At 57.7% G+C, this 18229-nt stretch carries 11 protein-coding genes; 3 read left to right on the plus strand and 8 right to left on the minus strand.

The features are described from left to right. Position 1 precedes the first annotated feature (1 nt). Entirely contained in the window at positions 2-469 is a 468-nt protein-coding gene (locus SH410x_RS25260) for a hypothetical protein (protein ID WP_473671900.1), read from the minus strand. A 148-nt stretch (positions 470-617) separates the two neighbouring features. Between SH410x_RS25260 and SH410x_RS25265 the strand changes: the two genes are divergently transcribed. Beyond that, on the plus strand, positions 618-2087 hold the full coding sequence (locus SH410x_RS25265; protein WP_473671902.1) for a C1 family peptidase: 1470 nt from the start codon (positions 618-620) through the stop codon (positions 2085-2087). Between the two features lie 40 nt (positions 2088-2127). On the opposite strand, the gene SH410x_RS25270 is transcribed toward SH410x_RS25265, so the two are convergent. The 4 genes from SH410x_RS25270 to ypfJ all read right to left on the minus strand — a co-directional run bounded on the left by SH410x_RS25270 (position 2128) and on the right by ypfJ (position 10654). Then, complete coding sequence (locus SH410x_RS25270) at positions 2128-7455, minus strand: bifunctional serine/threonine-protein kinase/formylglycine-generating enzyme family protein (protein WP_473671904.1); 5328 nt, start codon at positions 7453-7455, stop codon at positions 2128-2130. Positions 7456-7577: 122 nt separating this feature from the next. After that, positions 7578-8528, minus strand: coding sequence for a DNA cytosine methyltransferase (locus tag SH410x_RS25275; protein WP_473671906.1), 951 nt, complete (start codon positions 8526-8528; stop codon positions 7578-7580). Between the two features lie 31 nt (positions 8529-8559). Then, positions 8560-9771 (minus strand): glutamate 5-kinase, encoded by a 1212-nt coding sequence (gene proB / locus SH410x_RS25280; RefSeq protein WP_473671908.1) that lies wholly within the window; start codon positions 9769-9771, stop codon positions 8560-8562. 31 nt (positions 9772-9802) lie between these two features. After that, positions 9803-10654, minus strand: a complete 852-nt coding sequence (gene ypfJ / locus SH410x_RS25285) for a KPN_02809 family neutral zinc metallopeptidase (RefSeq protein ID WP_473671910.1) — start codon at positions 10652-10654, stop codon at positions 9803-9805. 222 nt (positions 10655-10876) lie between these two features. On the opposite strand from ypfJ, the gene rimO reads away from it, so the two are divergent. Together rimO and SH410x_RS25295 are read left to right on the plus strand one after the other, a co-directional pair. Continuing rightward, positions 10877-12334 carry a 30S ribosomal protein S12 methylthiotransferase RimO gene (rimO, locus tag SH410x_RS25290; protein ID WP_473671912.1) on the plus strand — a complete coding sequence of 486 codons (1458 nt, stop codon included), beginning with the start codon at positions 10877-10879 and terminating at the stop codon, positions 12332-12334. Further along, positions 12331-13308, plus strand: coding sequence for a hypothetical protein (locus SH410x_RS25295; protein ID WP_473671914.1), 978 nt, complete (start codon positions 12331-12333; stop codon positions 13306-13308). Before rimO ends, SH410x_RS25295 begins: the two co-directional genes overlap by 4 nt. A 222-nt stretch (positions 13309-13530) precedes the next feature. On the opposite strand, the gene SH410x_RS25300 is transcribed toward SH410x_RS25295, so the two are convergent. From SH410x_RS25300 to SH410x_RS25310, 3 genes are all read right to left on the minus strand, one after another. Then, positions 13531-14253, minus strand: coding sequence for a 3-keto-disaccharide hydrolase (locus SH410x_RS25300; RefSeq protein WP_473671916.1), 723 nt, complete (start codon positions 14251-14253; stop codon positions 13531-13533). 415 nt (positions 14254-14668) lie between these two features. Next, entirely contained in the window at positions 14669-17230 is a 2562-nt protein-coding gene (locus SH410x_RS25305; protein WP_473671918.1) for a PAS domain-containing protein, read from the minus strand. Positions 17231-17255: 25 nt separating this feature from the next. Next, complete coding sequence (locus SH410x_RS25310) at positions 17256-18173, minus strand: ATP-binding protein (protein WP_473671920.1); 918 nt, start codon at positions 18171-18173, stop codon at positions 17256-17258. Positions 18174-18229: the final 56 nt, after the last annotated feature.

Below are 18229 nucleotides of genomic sequence, written 5' to 3' on the forward strand. Positions count from 1 at the left end.
CTCAGATGCAACCCGCCGAAACACCCTTGGAACACATGTTGTAGTGATCGACGCTGCGGTCTTCAGGCAATGGTGGGTAATACTGGGCGCTCTCGGCGGCGGTTAAACCCGCTTCCATTTCCAGGATTGATTGAGCGTATTCGCGAACGTAAATAATCCCGGTCACCGCTGCCTTGTCTAGCAAATCGTAAACCTTCTCAGCCAACACCTCCCCTTCAAACCAAGTCCCCTTTTCCAAGTCAACTTGTTTGGCATCGTCGGGGACAAAGAGTGACGTGACATCTTCCGCAAAGAAAGTGCGTTTGATCAACACTTTCGGCGACATCCGCTGGGTTGCGGTGATGAAGACGGGCCCATTGCGATTCTCACTGCGGCTGAATGAAATCGCTGCGACGTCAGGAAACCGCGGTGGGATCGATACGGTTCCCGACAAGTACATTGCTCTCAGTTGTTCTTCAGATTTACTCACGTTGTTGTCCTTTGTAATAGGTTACCATTGCATTGCCTTCTCGCCCGGGCACCACGGTAACCCCCCAATGTTTAGTATGCAATATTTTTCCGTGCGACTGGCATCAAAAAACGTTTAACAGTCATCTCCCTTCTTCGGAAACTGACGTATGCGGCCTCAAAATTCTCTCTTGCTGACCATTGCATGGCTGGGTGCATTCCCCACTGGCATCGCGTTCGGCCAAGGTGTCCAGCTGACACCCCGGGACAGTTATCGACAGATCCCGACGCACGGCGTGCGAGCAGCTCAGACCGATTCCTCAAGCACAATCCAGCCACTGCCCCGATCCGCGGTGGAAGACCGCGTCACCGTGGCTCCCGGCCTCGAACACGATACCTCCGCCCCGCCGCCCATGCTGCGCAGCCTGGCCCCCAGGATCGATCCTCGATGGGGTGCCGACGCGAACATCAACTTGCCATCTCGTTTCGACTTAATCGACTACCTTCCGACCCCAGGCAAACAAACCCAAAACGACTGCGTTGCTTGGACGATCGCACACGCGGCATATTCATGCCAAATTGCCCAGGAGCGTCGCAAAAAGCCTACCGAGGCCAACGATCAATTCAGTCCACGCTTCATTTTCGACCAACTGAGTGAGAACGGCAACGGTCTCCGCATGCTGCAGGCGATCGATTTCGTGAAGCAGCACGGCTGCGCGACCCGGGCGACAATGCCATTGTCACAAACACAAGTCAGTCAGGATGCCCGAATCGAGGCCAAAACCTTTGTCACGCAACGCAACGAGCGCGCCGCCAATTTGCGCGAGATCAAAACCTACATCTATGAAGGCTATCCCGTCGTGTTGATCGTGCGGATGGGAGGTGATTTCCGATCCGACACGGAGCTGGAAGCACCCTATCGATGGCACAGTGAAAGTGCTCCCAAGGCTGACTACCACGCGATCACGGCGGTCGGTTTTGACGATGCGCTGCAATCGCTTCTGATCATGAATTCCTGGGGGACGCAGTGGAAAGACAGCGGATTTTGCTGGGCATCGTATGACAACTTTGACCGCATCGATTCCCAGGGCTGGTGCGCCGAAACGCATGTCGTCGGCGTCAAACGCTTTGCGCCACTGAATGTGTCCCTGCCCGCCAGCGGGCGGGGAGGTTCGGTGCTGAGGCCATCGAATCGGTTCCGACGACGGACCTTCCAACTGGCGACGGATCGTCGTGTCTACGAATCCAACCAAGTGATCTCGCCGGACCAATGGGTATTCGACGACATTGCCTGCAATAGACAAAACAGTCTGTTTGCACTCGGTCGCAATCAAATGGTCTATCGAATGAATGATGAGCCCGGGGGCCGGCCGAGTTGGACGCATCTGGACGATGGGCCGATGAAAAACAAGCAGGTCGCGATGATGGCCGGCGACCGTTCATCGGACTTGTGGGTGCTCACCACAGATCAGGAACTGTTTCAATACAACGGAAGCGGTGATTGGGTCCTCGCGACGTTGCCTTCATCCCGAACCGAGCCTATCGATCTGCGATCTGTCAACGGGGAAATTCACGTAACCACCGCGAAGGGCAGGGTCTTCGTTCACGAGCGGTCTGGAAACTGGCAGCTCGCACATTGAATATCAATCTCAAACGGCCGGGCGCCACCGGTCCGGCTCACTAGGGATTGACGGACACCGGCATCGTGCGAGCGATCCGGAGCCCCATATACGGGTGATGTGCATCCATGCGAGCTTCCTCACGCTTAGAGCTTCGCATGGTCGTCGGCACATAGAACACTGCGCTACCCCGGAGGATGCTGTAGTCGGATCGAGAGCGTTTGATCTTCACGCGATCGTCCACCACCACGGGTGACATCGCCTCCCACGATGGTGATGTTTCACAACATTCCATGACATTGCCGAGCGTATCAAAGAGCCCAAAATCATTTGGCAAGAGTTGTTTGACCGGATGAAAACGAACCTGGGAACGGACAGTGGAACTCTCGGTTGTCCATGCATAATTTGGCAGGAGTTCGTCAGCGTTTCCGAAATAGCGGGGGGTGGTCGTCAACGCGCGAGCGCAGTATTCCCACTCCGCCTCGGTGGGCAAGCGATATCCGGTCCGCTGCAAAAAATCATCGGGTAACGTGACACTATCGGTGGCATTGAATTCGGCCTGCATATCGCTGATCGGCGGATAGCACATCTGATCTTCGGTGATGCCTTCCTGCTCGCTCAACCACCGGCAATAGTTCATCGCATCAAACCAGTTGACCGAGGTAATGGGGCAATCGCTGCTGAGCGTGTACTCCGCTGCAAACAATGCCGCCCGATTATATTTCTGGAACTGTTCAACAGTCACCTCTGCGGCACCGATCGCGAAACTGCGTGGAATTCGCATCTTCATCGAAACCTCCATGTGGTGCTCCCGAAAGGCCTCATGTCCTGGAGACCCCATGGGAAACTCGATGGGGCCGGAAATGGCAACCATCGTTTGCCCCTGACCATTTCGATACCAGGTGGGAACCTTGATGGAATCCGGGAGGGGTGGTGATGGGGCCGTCTCGATCTCCGCATCAATGTCAGACCACTTCCATTGGCGGGCCAGGTAGCTGCAGATGGAGTGGATCGCCGCCGATGGATCGCTAGTGCCCCAGCGGTGAATTAGTTCACGCAAGGATGCCGATTTATCGATCGGCAACTGCGAAGGTCGGTACTGAGCGAGCGCAGCGATCAGTGCGAATTTCCTCGATTCATCCTTTTCGATCATCAATCGATTCAGAAGAACCATGGGATCGGCCCCCAGGGACGCCAAACGATCGATCAAGAAAGAACGCAAGCGAGGATCGGCACGAGCTTCCAACAGCGGCCACAGGCCGGCCGTTGAACCGAGCCTGAGCAGCGCGACCACGGCGTTGGCCTGCCGGCTTGCCAAGGTGTCTTTCACTTCATCGGATACAAACGGGCGATGCCAAACTGACGCGGCAACAAGCTTGTTCGTGTTCTCGTCGAAAACGACCGACACGCTGACAGGCCGAAAGCCCTCACCGGCAAGCGTCAGACATTGCTGCAAATGGTCGTTGCGTTCCAGTCGCGTCAATGCCTTCGATTGCATGACACCGCCATTCCACCATACCGCCGCATAGCTGATGTCGTATTCATCGAACTCCCCAAAAGGATTCATACGCACATCGGCCTGTTGCCAACCATCCAACACCTGTGACTCATACTTGAACTGTGAGTCGTTCCACGCGTCTTTGGGTGGTGGATGGAAAATCGTTCGCCACCGGATCGAACTGTAGCGATCCACGCCATGGGAATCGCGAATCTTCAAATTGGATTTGGGGATAAACCCGCCCTCGCTGAGCGGTCCCCATCCTTTGCTCTGATGTTCATCTTCGCTCAAACCGACGTAGATACGTGAGTCAACCACCGCCTCAGACGCTTCGGTCCACAGGATCCCATATTCGATCTCGTCGTGGCCGACCTCGGACCCAGGAATGGCCGTGACGTCCATCGGATAGAAGCCGCTCTGACGCATCTGCGTTTGTGTTTTGGCTATCTCGTCGGGGCTCCGTTGGCGGGTGAACTTCCATTGCAGATGATCTCGCATCCAGATCGCCGCGACCCAGTTTTGGTCGTCGAATTCGTATGCGCGCACACACTCGGGGCGGTAACCAAACTGACTGAGTCGACCTGTAAATCCGATGAACTCATCGAGGGGAAGATGCTGACAGAGCACGAACGCGGAGGTCGCGATCCCCTCAAACGCTTCAATTTCAGCACGTGTTTTGTCATCGATTTCCACGCGGGTCATGAGCTCGGCACCATCGACCTCGGGCCACTGCGGCGAGGCCACATTTGCCAGTTCACCCCGTAACGCCGTCATCACGTATTCGGAATCGGCTGTCGCAACCGGCAGCAATATCTCGAACTGATCCGGCATGGCGATGCTCAATAGCTCCGTCAACTCAGGATCGTTGGGCTGGAGGCATTTCGACAACACGATCGCGGCGTTGAGCCGAACGACGTTGGGCTCAGGAGCTGCAAAGAATGCTTGCACCGGTTTGGAGATATGTTGGGCCACGTTTGCGAACCCCGTTGCCATCTCGACGACCAGCGGCGTCCCCTGGTGCACGATCGTTCGCGAGAGCCGCTCGGCGTGCGCTCGCCATTGTGTATTGGCAGGGTCGAGCTGGGCCAGTGCGAAGGCGGCTTTGAGCCATTGAGACTCATCCATGGTTTCCGACTGCACGATCCGCCATAGCGATCCAATGGCCTCACTTTTTCGCAACATCAGCCGGGCGCAGATCAGATTGATCTGTTCAACCTCTGAGGTCAGCAGCGAGTCGATCAAGGGCTGTATTTGGTCGGGATCATTGTCGATCAGAGCCAACCGCGCCGCCAGGACCTCGTAGGCTGCCCGATTGGGATCCCCAATCACCGCCTGCAAGATCGGAGCGGCTTGTTTTCGTTTTGGATGTAGCCTCGTGATGGACTCCAACACATGATCGGTATCGGAGGCCAACAGTCTTTGCACCCCCAGTTCCGTTTCGTGGGCGGCTAAGTTTACGCGAATGCGGTTACTCGACCACATCGCGCCCCAACCGACCAACAGCGTGATCACCGCCACCATCGCCCACCGCGAGCCGTGATAGCGGGTCGCCGCTGCCATCAACTGTTGCTCATTGGGACTGCGTTGGGAGGCGTCTGTCCATGCCAAGATCCGCAAGTATTCCAGGCTGCTTGGCAAAAAACGGGTCTCGCGTTTGCGACGCCAATACTGGGCCAGTTCCTGAAGCCGCAGCACCGCTCGTCCCCGGGGTGTTTGGCGATCGTTTCGAGTCAACCACTCGCGCAGCGGCGGAACCAAAAAGTCATGCGTCAGCTGGTAATACCGCATTCCTGGGCCTGCGTCTTCGCTCGCGGCATCGTCGAAGATCGCTGCGGTAGGCGTGATCAGCCGCAGTTCGCCATCGAGGGCCTCAACCAGCTCCTCGAAATCACGCTGGTTGAGTCCCGAGACTTCGCGCAGACGCGACGAGTTTTTCATTTGCCCCTTGATGTTCGTGCCGACCTCCGGCAATAACTCGGCCAACACCGCCCGCGCGGGCGATTCCATGGCGCGGTGCGGTGGCGACGCGATGGAATCATGGAACGTGGCGTCTAAGAAGTTGATGTCGACTCCCTCCGTGCCAACGATGCTCGCGAGCGATTTACGATTCCACTCACGCCCCTTCAACATCTGAGCGAGCACGACCAAATGAATCGAAATCACTTTGCCATCCTCGGCAACGGAGTCGACCAGAGCGTGAACGAACTCTCGCTGCTCGGGATCCAACGCAGTCGGATGGTCGGGCAAACATCCATAGGCCCGACCAAACTCTGAAAGCACATACCGTGCATGCCGCAGTTCAAATCGCTCCACCGCAGTGCTGTTGACGTCTTGAATGAGGCGAATATCCAACTCGTGAAAAAACCGCGTCGCCGCCATCCAGAAATCATCGCGAATCAAAACCAAGCATTGCAGATTCACGCCATCGCACTGCCGAATCGCATTGATAAGCTCGGCGTCGTCCATCATGGGATGAGCATGGAGCCATTGTTCAAACTGATCCAGAACAACAACGACCTTTTTGTTGCCCGCGACGGCGCCCTTGCGAATCGATGCCATCGTTTCGATAAGTGTTCTCGGTCTCTCGATCGGTTCCAAAATGAGCGAGAGGGCGTTGAGTAGTCGCGATTCGGTATGCTTCGCGTTTGCCTCCACGTACGTGAGGTGAACCGAGTCGTCCAGCAAGGGTACCAATCCAGCCCGGACCAAAGAGGATTTCCCCGAGCCCGAGGGACCGTAAATCAGGCCGACACGAAATGAGTTCTCCGGTGTGCGAGACTCCACCCGAAGTTTCAATCGCCGAATAATCTCAGGAACGCCGTGGGCATCTCGGATACCAGGAACCAACTTAAGAAAGAAATTCTGGTCGTGTTCGTCGAACGCGCGCAGACCCTTGGGAATCACTCGCGGTTCGGCGCCGGGCCCATCGATGGCAGTTGCGTTGGGTGACACCAACCTATTCGCCCCGGACAAATCGACACTGAAATCTACGGTACTGTGACAATCGGCGAACCGGCGAAGATCCTCGGCGAAGTCACCACAAGTGGCATAACGGTCCGACAATCGCTGTGCGAGTGCCTTCATGCAGATGCGCTCGAGTTCCGCATTGATGGTCGGATCTAACTGCCTCAGGGGCTGCGGTTCGGCGCGAACGATGCTCAGCAGGAGTTGTTCACTCGAAGTCCCGGTGAAGGGTCGTTTCCCCAGCAGCATCTCATAGAGCACGATCCCCAATGCAAAAACATCCGCCCGACCGTCGACGAGATGCCCTTCGCCACGGGCTTGCTCGGGACTCATGTAGGAGTATGTCCCCACCAGCATTTTACGTTCGGTTTGCCGCTCGAGATCATCGCCATGGATCGCCAAACCAAAATCGGTCAGCCACGGACGGTTATTATTCTCAATCAGGATGTTACTGGGTTTCACATCGCGATGGACGAGCCCTTTCTCGTGGGCATGTTGCAGCGCGCCGGCGATGTCGACGATCCAACCGAGGCTCTGCTCGATCTCCGGTTGACGCTGCTGCAACCGCTCCCGAAGATCGATGCCTTCGATGAATCGCGAAACAACAAAAAACGGAAACTCGTCGGTCGATCCCACGTCATAGACAGGAACGATATTGGAATGGTCGAGCATCGCGGCCATCCTCGCTTCCGCGTTCCATTGCGGCGGAGCGGCACCATTTTTGGGAAACCGGCGGGGAACCTTGATCGCGACGTCCCGCGCCAACAAATCGTCGACCGCGCGAAACACTGTCCCGAAACTTCCCTTGCCGATCACGCCCAAAATCCGGTACCGACCGATGGCCTTGGGCTGCGCAAACTCTTTGACAACTTCGTCAGCAGCACAAGTAAAATCGCCTTGCTTCGTACTTTCATCAATTTCCGACACGGAGCGTTTTCCTCGCGAGATTCAACTGGGAGACTACCGCCCAGTGTAGTTGATCTCCGCGGCAAACGGGTCATCGACCATCCCGGCGACCGGTGGGCGGCCTGACCCTGGCGAGGCAGCGTTCACGGCCGACGCGTCGCGGTCACGCCAAAGGCACACTGCATGATGGCCATGACCACAGGGACCGAGACGCTGTTGCCTAGCATTTTCCAGCGGCGACGGGTGGAGATGCGTTCCGGGAACGTGTACCGGCTCGAAAACCCCAACAGCCTCGCAACCTCGGTCGGTGAAAAACGACGCACGCGATCGCCCTGCCGAAGGTAGGAGCCCGATCGAATGATCGACTTGCCGTAACCGCTACCGAAACACGCAGCGCGTCCGAATTCGTCCTGGGGATCGATCAAGTCCATCGCTTCGCCGTATGCGTCGACGATCGACGGATCAATCACCAGTTCAGGGGCCAATCCTGAACCCGGTTCTACAATGCTGGCGATGGAAAATCTCCACCCCGGCTCCCGTGGCGGAATCACCGGCGGCGAGACTTCAGCGGCCCCGAGCCGTGCGATCAGATAGTGCCTTCGACGGAGATTCGGGATTCCAAATTGGGTCGGGCAAAGGTTGCCACTCCAGGTCGCATAGCCACGCTCCCGCAGCACCGACGCGAAGTCCGCTGCGTCCTGCGACGCAGCAAATTCGGGCACGTTTTCTAGCAACAGCATCCGGGGCAGCAATTCGTGATGCGACAGAAACCGGGTGATCGCACGAATCGCGTCGCAACGATGGTCTTGATGCGGGAGGCCGCGACCCCGGCGACAATAGGGCTGGCAGGGAGGCGACAGCCACCATGTTTGCTGTGGGTGCCTTGCGACGACCTCCGATAGGTTCATCGACTCAATACTACGGCAGTCGACACGACCTCCGAAGTTGTGTTCATGGACGGCAGCGCAGTCGCGATCGATGTCGATGGCCTGTTCAACACGCAGCAGGGGATCGGGTACATGAACCGCGTTGAATTGGCGGATCGCCTCGGAGACACCTCCGAGCCCGCAAAAGAATTCGACGAACGCATTCATGGGCAAAGGGCAGACCCGGTAGGTCAGATCCTCACTCCGCCAACGTACGCAGCACGAGATTGCTACGGTGGATCACGTTCTCGTAGGGGCGGTGCCCGAGCACTGATTCGATTTCCGCATTCGATTTGCCAGCAATCAGCGAAATCTCGTGACTGCGATAGTTAACCAAACCACGGGCGATCTCTTGTTCGTTCGGGTCGAGGACTCTCACGACATTGCCGTGCGAAAACGTACCTTCCACCCGGACGATGCCCACCGCGAGCAGACTTCGGCCCTGTTCGGTGAGCGCGCGGGCGGCACCCTCGTCCACGTGCAGGTTCCCTTGGATGATGGCGGCACTGCCAATCCAACGCCGCCGGCCCTTGAGTGTCCGCTTGGGGGGAATGAAAAGCGTCCCCACCTGGGCACCGGCAAAGATCTGATCGAGCACATCGTCTTGGCGACCCGGACCGATAATGGTGGGATTGCCATGCGAATTCGCCAGCTTGGAGGCGCGCAGTTTGCCTTCCATGCCGCCCTTGCTGACGGAGGACGATTTGTCGTCGGCCATCGACATCACGTCGCCATCGAGATCGTGCACGACCTCGATCTTCTTACTGCCGTCGGCATCGGGATGCCCGTCATAGAGTCCGTGCACGTCTGTCAGCAAAATTAACAACGCATCGTTGAACAAGCCGGCCACATGAGCTGCCAAGCGATCATTGTCGCCAAAGGTTGTTTTCAGCTCCGCGACCGCGACCGAATCGTTCTCGTTAACAACCGCAATCGCCCCGAGTTCGTGGATCCCATTGAGTGCGTTACGAACGTGCAGATAGCCGCTCCGCCGCCGCAGATCACTCTTGGTCAACAAGACCTGAGCGGCTTGGTAACCGTGCTGCAACAACGACTTCTCGTAGGACTTGATCAGGTCAGCCTGGCCGATCGCGGCGACGGCCTGCAGTTTGGCGACCTCGGTCGGGCGAGTTGCCAGGCCGAGCTTGGCAACTCCGGCACCGACGGCACCGCTGCTGACCATGATCACGTGACGGCCCGAATCAGCGATTCGGGCGAGTTGAGCGGCCAGTAGGTCCACACGTTGAAGATCGAGCTTGCCGTCGCTCGTCGTCAAGACGCGTGTGCCGACTTTCACGACGACGCAATGCGTCTGGGCAATCACTTTTGCCCGCAGGGCATCGTTGGTCGTCTCGTTGGCGTTCCCTTTGTCGGAGCTGCCGCGGGAGGGTGTATCGCTAGCGATATTCAAAACGTTTCGGTCAATGGAGGAGAGGAACTGACTACAGCGATTTCGCGTCGAAGGTGTCGCCTTGGCTCATGTCGCCGGTCTTGAGTCCTTTGGTAAACCAGAAAACTCGCTGTTCGCTGGTTCCATGGCTGAAGGTTTCCGGCTGCACGTGGCCCGTGCTGCGTCGCTGCAGTGTATCGTCGCCGATGGCTTGGGCTGCCGTCAACGCTTCTTGGATATCGCCGTCCTCGATAATCTGGTGCATGTTGTTGTCATGATGCAGCATCACGCCCGCATAAAAGTCGGCCTGCAGCTCGAGTTTCACCGAATACTTCAGGTATTCGCTTTCAGGTACCTGGTGACGAATGCGATCGACTTCATCGGTGACGCCGAGCAATTTTTGCACGTGATGGCCGACCTCGTGAGCAACCACGTAGGCTTGCGCGAAATCGCCGGGGGCACCGAGTTGCCGTGCGAGTTGGCTGAAAAACGAAGTGTCGAGATAGACTTTCTCGTCGGCGGGGCAGTAGAACGGGCCGGTTCCACTGGTCGCTATTCCGCATCCACTGCGGACCTGGTCGGTAAACAACACCAATGTCGGCTTGCGGTACTCCCTGCCGATTTCCTGAAACTGCTCGGTCCACACGTCTTCGGTGTCCGCGAAGATGGTCGCCGCAAATTCACCATCTTCTTTTTGCTGGGGGGTTAACGCCTGCGACTGACCCGCAGCCCCCCGACCGACGTCGGCCTGCTGAGCCTGCTGGAGAAATTCGACCGGGTTGCCACCGAGCAATCCGATCACGATCGCCACCAAAATGACGCCCACTCCGCCAACAGCGGCTGGGCTCCCCATCGAGCGCCGGTCCTCCACATTTTCACTCTGCCGTCTGCCTTTCCAACGCATGGTAGTACCTGATGTCTAAGTGATATGAGCGAAAAAGGTGGTTCCAAGTGCGGGAGTGGAGGCTGAATTGTGGCAAACTTGAACAGGCTTCGGAAGGTGCCCGAAAGCAAACGGATGCACACGAATTGCAAATTTCAAATTGTCAATCCCGTTTTTTCTGGTTAAATACACGCTCGCAGCCCTACACACGCCGTCCGCACTCAGCTAACCACCCGTCGTTTGATGCAGCTCCCGATCTACCAAAAGCCCGAACTCAACGTCGCCACCCCCCCGCCGCGGGAGTCCATCAACCCTGACTCCGCTGCCCAGGGGGCGACTGCGACCGCCCGAGCCCGGGGGCAATATGCCGTCATTTCCCTCGGTTGCCCTAAGAACCTCGTCGATACCGAGCAAATGCTGGGCCGACTAGATGCGGATGGGTACCGAATGGTCGACTCGGTCGAGGGCGCTGATTTTGTCGTCGTCAATACTTGCGCATTCATCGATTCAGCCCGAGCGGAATCCATGGAAGCGATCGACGAAATGCTCGCTCTCAAACGCGAGGGGAAACTACGCAACGTCGTCGTCACAGGTTGCTTGGCCGAACGCCAGCAAGGCAAACTGCTGGCCGATCGCCCCGAAATCGACGCCCTGGTCGGCGTCTTCGGACGCAACGATATCGTCAGTGTCGTCGACGATCTGTACTCCGGTCTGGAAGAACAGCGGACCGTTTTCAAACCCGCCGCAGTCAATCCGCTCAGCGACGCGGTTCGCTCGGCCGTCACCCCCCGGCACTTTGCCTACCTGAAAATCAGCGAAGGCTGCGATCGACTGTGTACGTTCTGTGCCATTCCGAAAATGCGTGGCAAACACTTCAGCAAACCGATCGAGCAGATCATCGAGGAAGCCGAACGGCTCGGCCGCAGCGGCGTGAGGGAGCTGGTCGTCGTCGCTCAAGACACAACCTATTACGGCATGGACCGCTACGGGAAACCCCGGCTCAACGAATTGTTGCAACAACTCGATCAAGTCGAATCGATTGACTGGATTCGATTGATGTACTTTTATCCGATGTACATCGACGACGCCCTGATCGACACCATCGCCTCCGCAAAACGGATTGTGCCGTATATCGATATGCCGTTGCAGCACGCCAGTGACGCGATGTTGCGGCGAATGTCACGCAAGACCACACGGAAACTGCAGACGGAGATTGTCCAACGGTTGCGGCAGCGGATCGACTCGCTCGTCATGCGCACCACGATGATCACCGGTTTCCCTGGCGAAACGGAAGACGACTTCAAAGAACTACTCGATTTTGTCGATGAGTCGCAGTTCGAGAACCTCGGCGTCTTCACCTACTCGGTCGAGGAAGACACACCCGCAGCGAAACTTCCTAACCGCGTCGACCCGGAAACCGCCATTCGCCGCCGTGACGAATTGATGGCCCTGCAGCAACAGATCGCCTTCCGGTTCAATGGCAATCGTGTCGGTGGCGTCGAAGACGTGTTGATCGATGCGGCTCTGCCCGAGCAGGACGGAGTGTTCATCGGCCGTACACGCAACGAAGCCCCTGATGTCGATGGGCTCGTGTATGTATCCCAGGTCAGCGAAGAGTCACCTGTCGAAGTGGGACAACTCCGCCCCTGCGAAATCGTCGCCTCGCAGGGCTACGATCTCGCCGCCGCCGCGCTGGAATGATTGTCCCCGAGTATTGGGCGGAGGCAAAATGTCAAGCCGCGCAAGAGAATCACTGCCTAACAATCCGCCGCTTTGGTTGGTCCGACGACAGCCAAGCGGCAGCCCAGCAGCACGCTCAGGACCGGCTCGACAAAGCGATCGAGCGAATCAAGGCTGGTGAACAGACCCTGCTCCGCGAGCCCAAGGTGGCCTACAACGGTGCGGACGGATTGCCGATCCGCGAGGAAATTATCTCGCGACACGGCGACGCCGTCGTGACGCGTAACAGTTACGGTGCGCTATGCCTGAATACGCCCAACGTGCTCTTTGCGGACGTCGATGCACCGGCGAAGAGCAGCTGCTCGCTCTATATCTACTCGCTCTTCGTGTATGCCGCAGCGTACTTCGTCTTCGCCCGACTGTTCGCCGACGCACGCTCGATTTGGCTGTTCCTACTCGGCGCCCTTTTCTTTGTGACGCTCTTCGGCAGCGTTTGGCACTGGATCTTCGATCGACTGGCCGGATCACCGAAAGAAATGGCTCGGCAACAAATCGCCCGGTTTGCGAAGCGTTCTCCGAACTGGAGCCTGCGACTCTACGAAACGCCAATGGGCTGGCGCGTGCTGGTCACGCACAAGATCTTTGACCCGCGCAGTGACGAGGTCCGTGAGTTCTTCCAAGCCATCGGTGCCGATCCGATTTACGTGCGAATGTGCTTCAATCAGAACTGCTTCCGAGCACGCGTCTCACCGAAACCATGGCGTATCGGCATCGCCGACCACTTCCGTCCTCGCCCCAGCGCGTGGCCCGTCCCCGCAGAGCGAGCGACCGCTCGCACGCAGTGGGTACAACACTACGAACAGACCGCCGACGGCTTCGCCGCCTGTCGATTCGAATCCACACTGGGCCATTCCGTGTCATGCCCCGAGGCAAACGCGATCGTCCAGCTGCACGACAGCCTTTCACGTGCTCAGTCACACCAACAGATTGCTTAGTTGTCGCAGGTGCACTCGCCAGAGCGTGGGACCCCACCGCTTGGCGACGGTAGCTACGGGCGAGAATCCGTCACTTGTTGTTCACACAATGCGGTTGCCGCACGGTCGCGGCAACAGCATGAAGAGAATCTTTCGGCTGACAAACGTCGATCGCTTCGGTTCCGCGATCAGCTGCCCAGTCGTGCTCGATCCGCGTTCACTCGCGTGATCGCGGGGCTACCATCATTCACCGGCAATCGGTGTCGGGAACGATTCATCCAGGCGGCGGACGCGGATATTGCGATACGAGACGATGTCACCGTGATCCTGCAAACAGATGTGTCCGGAACCAGCGGCTCCGAAGCCGGGGAGCTTCCCGAATTTGCTCTTGGCGAGCTTCTGATTCCAATCGTCGCTGCCGATTTCGTAGGTGAAGTATTCGACACCGTTGACGACATGCTTGCAGCCTTCCGGCGAAATCACAACGCGTAGTTTATTCCACTGCCCCGCGGGCTTGGTCGCGTCCTTATCGCTCGAATAGAACTGATAGAGCCAACCGCATTTCTGAGGATCGTGTCCCGCGACATTGTCTTGGATTTGGATTTCGGGACCGGAGTACCAAGGTGGGCCGTCCTGTTCAACGACATGGAACATCACGCCGCTGTTTCCCGCCGGCGAGATTTTGAACTCGAGTTCCAGCTCAAACGCATTAAATTTCTCACGAGTGATGATATCGCCGGCACCTTTGTCGGCTCTCACCAGAGCTCCATCAATGACCTTCCATCCGCTGCTCAAGTCGTCTTTCTTGTAGTTTCGCCACGCCGCCGTGGAGTCACCGTCGAACAGCGTTTCCCACGTCGAGTCGGCAGCCGCGGGCGCGCCGGGTTCATCGCCACTGACGGTCAATGGTTGAAACGGGGGTAATAAGAACAGCAGCAGGGTGACAACAGTCCAGGGGCGATTCATGGATGATCTTTGTGTGGGAACGAGTTCGTGACGGGGAAGATTCTAGGTCGCTCGCAGACAGAGCGAGCAACGCGTCACATTGTAATCGATCGGCAGCACGGATCGAGGAGCCAGCCGAACTTCTCCACGTTGAGCGTCCCAGGCTGTCGGGGGCACGGTCGTCGGCGCGATGGCAATCCGCCGTTGTGATGGGCAGGGCTTCACGCCACGAAATACACGCACGACACGAAATAGACCCACGCCGACTTTCCGGGTGATTCGTGTCTGTCGTGGCTCAAACCTCGTGTCGGTTGATCCGTCAGCGAGCATCGTCTCGTCGAACGAACCGTCCTTCGCAACGCCCATCGTCGCCGAGCAAAACCTGAGCAACCCAGCACTTCACCGGCGTCAGAAATCCAAAGGCGGTCATTCCCTGCTACGTTGCCAGCAGGTCGTCGACGGCGTCGAGGACTCGGCCGGCTTCGCCCTGGAGCGACGCCAACAGCCGTTGGGAATGCACGGGGTCGGCCAAACCAAGGTTCCCGGCCTCCGCCTCGATCTCACAGACGACTGTTTGCAATTGATCGGCACCGAGCAAGCTACAGGCACCCTTGAGGGTGTGCGCATTACGGCGTGCCGCGTCATGGTCACCCGCGATGATGTCTTTTTCCAGCTCAGCCACCAAGCACTGGCACTCCTCTCGAAACACAGCAGCCAACCGCAGCACACCGGAAACGCCACCCGGGATCCGCGACCGGGCGGAGTCTAAATCCAAGCACCCCGCGTGGTCCTCGGCGAGTGAGAGCTGCTTATGCGAGGGTGGCGTACCGCCTCCACCACCGGCCAACTGGCTGTATTGATGGCTGCTGCTTTCGGGTGCATTCGCATCCCCGGCCATGGGCGCGGCGGGATGCACAGGATGAATGCAGGCGAGGATTTCCTCCAGGCGACGACGGCGAATCGGCTTGGTGAGGAATTCGTCCATCCCGGATTCACGGCACACGCGAGCATCTTCGGCCATCGCTGCGGCAGTCAATGCGATAATGGGAATATGATTATCACTCCCCAATTCCTGCTGGCGAATTGCACGCGTTGCAGCGGGACCGTCCATGACCGGCATATGCATATCCATCAACACCAGATCAAACGGTTCACTTCGCCATTTCACAAACGCTTCCCGCCCGTCGCTCGCGATAGAGCATTCGTGGCCAAGCGACCGCAACAGCCCCGCGATCACGTGCTGGTTGGTCACGCCATCTTCGGCTACGAGGACCCGCAATCGCTGTGTTGGCGGCGACTCATGGACAATAAGATCCTCGTCCTGGTCGGCATCGTATCGATCCGCTGCGGCGGCATCCGCGGTCAATAGCTCGAGATCAAAATAGAATTGGGTCCCCACTCCCACTTCACTGTTGAGCTGCAGCTTCCCGCCCATCAACTCAACAAGTTGGCGGGTGATACTGAGCCCCAACCCCGTGCCACCGAAACGTCTCGTGGTCGATGCGTCGGCTTGCGTGAATGGGGCCAAAACGGCGGCTTGCTGGGCAGGCGGAATGCCGATGCCCGTATCGACGATACTGATGCGAAAGGCGACCGATGGCGCTGCCGTACCCGAGCCGGACGTCGCCCCCGCCGCGGTTGTCCCCGACGACATCGTCTCACCCGGTGACGACGTGTTCTCGCCCGGCGACGACGTGTTCTCGCCCGGCGACGGTGCGGCAGAGAGTTCCTCGATCTCGATCGTGACACTCCCACGGTCGGTAAACTTCACCGCATTGCCGATCAAATTGACCAGAATTTGACGCAGCCGCCCGGGGTCACCGATGAAGTGATTGGGCAGCGATGAGTCACTCGTATAATGGAGTTTGAGCCCCTTCTCGGTGGCTTGGTACCTCAACGTGGAGATGGCCGCTTGGATCTCGTATCCGAGCGAGAACACGATCGATTCGAGTTCAAGTTTACGCGCCTCAATTTTGGAGAAATCCAGAATATCATTAAGCAATCGCAACAGGGAATCGGAGGAGCGGCGAATCGTATCGACGCATTCACGCTGGTCTTCACTGAGTGGCGTCTGCGCCAACAGGTCGGCCATCCCCACCATGGCATTCATGGGCGTCCGGATTTCGTGGCTCATGTTGGCGAGGAAATCACTTTTGGCACGATTGGCCGCGTCGGCCATACGGACGGCTTCCTGGAGTGCCGCCTCACTGCGTTTGAGTGCGGTAATATCACGGGAAATCCCGCACGTCCCAATGATCTCGCCGGTATCGCTGCGGAGCGGCATCTTCGTCGACAGGCACCACGTATCTTCTTGCTCGGGCCAGGTTTCTCGTTCCACCCGGTCGACCAACGCTTCCCCCGATTCGATCACACGGTGCTCGTCTTCAAGCGCCTGCTGGGCATGCTCGGGTGTGAAAACGTCAGCATCGGTCAGCCCCAAGATCGCTTCGTCGTGAACGTAGCCAAACTTTTCGGCCATCGCGTGACTGACGCGGAGGTATCGGCTTTGCAGATCCTTGAAATAGATCGAGTCAGGAATGGTTTCGAGCAGGGTTTTGAGCAGAGACTGTTCAAAGCGGCTTTTTTCCTCCGCTTCGATCCGCGACGTCACATCCCAAAACAAAACCTGCAGCCCGATCACCCGACCGCTGGCATCATGAATTGGACTCTTGACGCGTTCGATCCATCCGAGGCTGCCATCAGCCATGCGGGTGCGTTCGACATTGTGATTGGAACCGCCTCCGGTAAGCACGACCTGATCGTCGGCAGAGTACTTCTGGGCGATCTCAGGCGGAAACAGCTCCGAGTCAACCTTTCCGACAACGTCCTCCCACTTTACCCCACGCCATTTCAGGTAAGCGTCATTGGCGAACACTCGCCGCCCATCGCAGCCCTTGATCAAGACGCTCAGTGGCAAACTGTTCGCCAGGGCTCGGTACGTGGCCGAGCTTTGAAACTCACGTTCCATATGGTCGCTCGCTGCGTCGGAGTCAGACATTACTTATCACGCCATGGGGAACCGTTCAAACACGACAACGTTTTACTAAAGTGACTTGGTTTCCCTTTTCATTGTAAACCAGTTCATCGACAAAACTGGTCATCAAAATGAAACCCTGACCATGGGGCACGTCGCAGTCTTCGGAAAGTGATTTGGGGTCAAACTGGCCCTTCTTGGGAACCGTCGTCGTGTCGAACCCATTGCCTTGGTCCGTCACGATGACGCGGACTTGATCGGGCTGGGCGATCGCTTCGACGCGGACGGTGCGATCGCGGTAGGGAGATTCCTTGAGTCGCTGCTGCATGGCGGGGCTGGTCTCCCCAAACCTCGCCAAATCGTGGTGACTGGGACTCTGACCCGCCGGGATCTGCAAATTACCGTGCACCATCGCGTTGGCAACCGCGTGTTCGACAGCCACCCCCAAACGCACCATGTCAATGCTCGGCAGCAGTTCCATGCCCGAACTGACCTGCATGAGCAAACCCACCAGCGGCGAGATCAACATCGGATCGTTAGGCAACTCAAAGATGAAAACATTTTTGCGGAGTGTGGAAATCAGTTTCCCGTAACTGGCGTCCGTGCGAATCACGCCCAACACATCCACGATCGCATTGCCGAGCATCTCATCGATACGGTTTTTCGGGACATAACCCGCTGCCCCCAGCTGCAGGGCCTCGGCGGCGAGTTCTTCGCTGCCGTGCCCGGTTACGAGAATACAAGGCACATGCGAAAAATCGTTTCGCATCTGCTCCACCAGTTGCAGCCCATTGAGCTCCGGCATCTCAAGGTCCGTCACGACGATATCGAACGATTGGCTGTGCAACTCGTTGAGTGCCAAACGACCGTTGAGTGCATGGCCGACCTCGTGGTTGGCCGCCTCCAAAAGCATCCGAATTTGAGCCGCCTGGGTGGGACTGTCTTCGACGAGTAGGATCCTAGCCATGATGTTCGTCCTTTGGTGATGAACTATTCGCGAGCAGCTACTTACTCACCTATCTG

The sequence above is a fragment of the Rhodopirellula sp. SH410 genome (assembly GCF_055811895.1).

Excerpts from the sequence above, each read along its gene's own strand:
- SH410x_RS25310 (WP_473671920.1), bottom strand. The coding sequence starts at position 18,173 with ATGGCTAGGATCCTACTCGTCGAAGACAGTCCCACCCAGGCGGCTCAA.
- SH410x_RS25300 (WP_473671916.1), bottom strand. The coding sequence starts at position 14,253 with ATGAATCGCCCCTGGACTGTTGTCACCCTGCTGCTGTTCTTATTACCC.
- SH410x_RS25295 (WP_473671914.1), top strand. The coding sequence starts at position 12,331 with ATGATTGTCCCCGAGTATTGGGCGGAGGCAAAATGTCAAGCCGCGCAA.
- SH410x_RS25275 (WP_473671906.1), bottom strand. The coding sequence starts at position 8,528 with ATGAATGCGTTCGTCGAATTCTTTTGCGGGCTCGGAGGTGTCTCCGAG.
- ypfJ (WP_473671910.1), bottom strand. The coding sequence starts at position 10,654 with ATGCGTTGGAAAGGCAGACGGCAGAGTGAAAATGTGGAGGACCGGCGC.
- SH410x_RS25265 (WP_473671902.1), top strand. The coding sequence starts at position 618 with ATGCGGCCTCAAAATTCTCTCTTGCTGACCATTGCATGGCTGGGTGCA.
- rimO (WP_473671912.1), top strand. The coding sequence starts at position 10,877 with ATGCAGCTCCCGATCTACCAAAAGCCCGAACTCAACGTCGCCACCCCC.
- SH410x_RS25305 (WP_473671918.1), bottom strand. The coding sequence starts at position 17,230 with ATGTCTGACTCCGACGCAGCGAGCGACCATATGGAACGTGAGTTTCAA.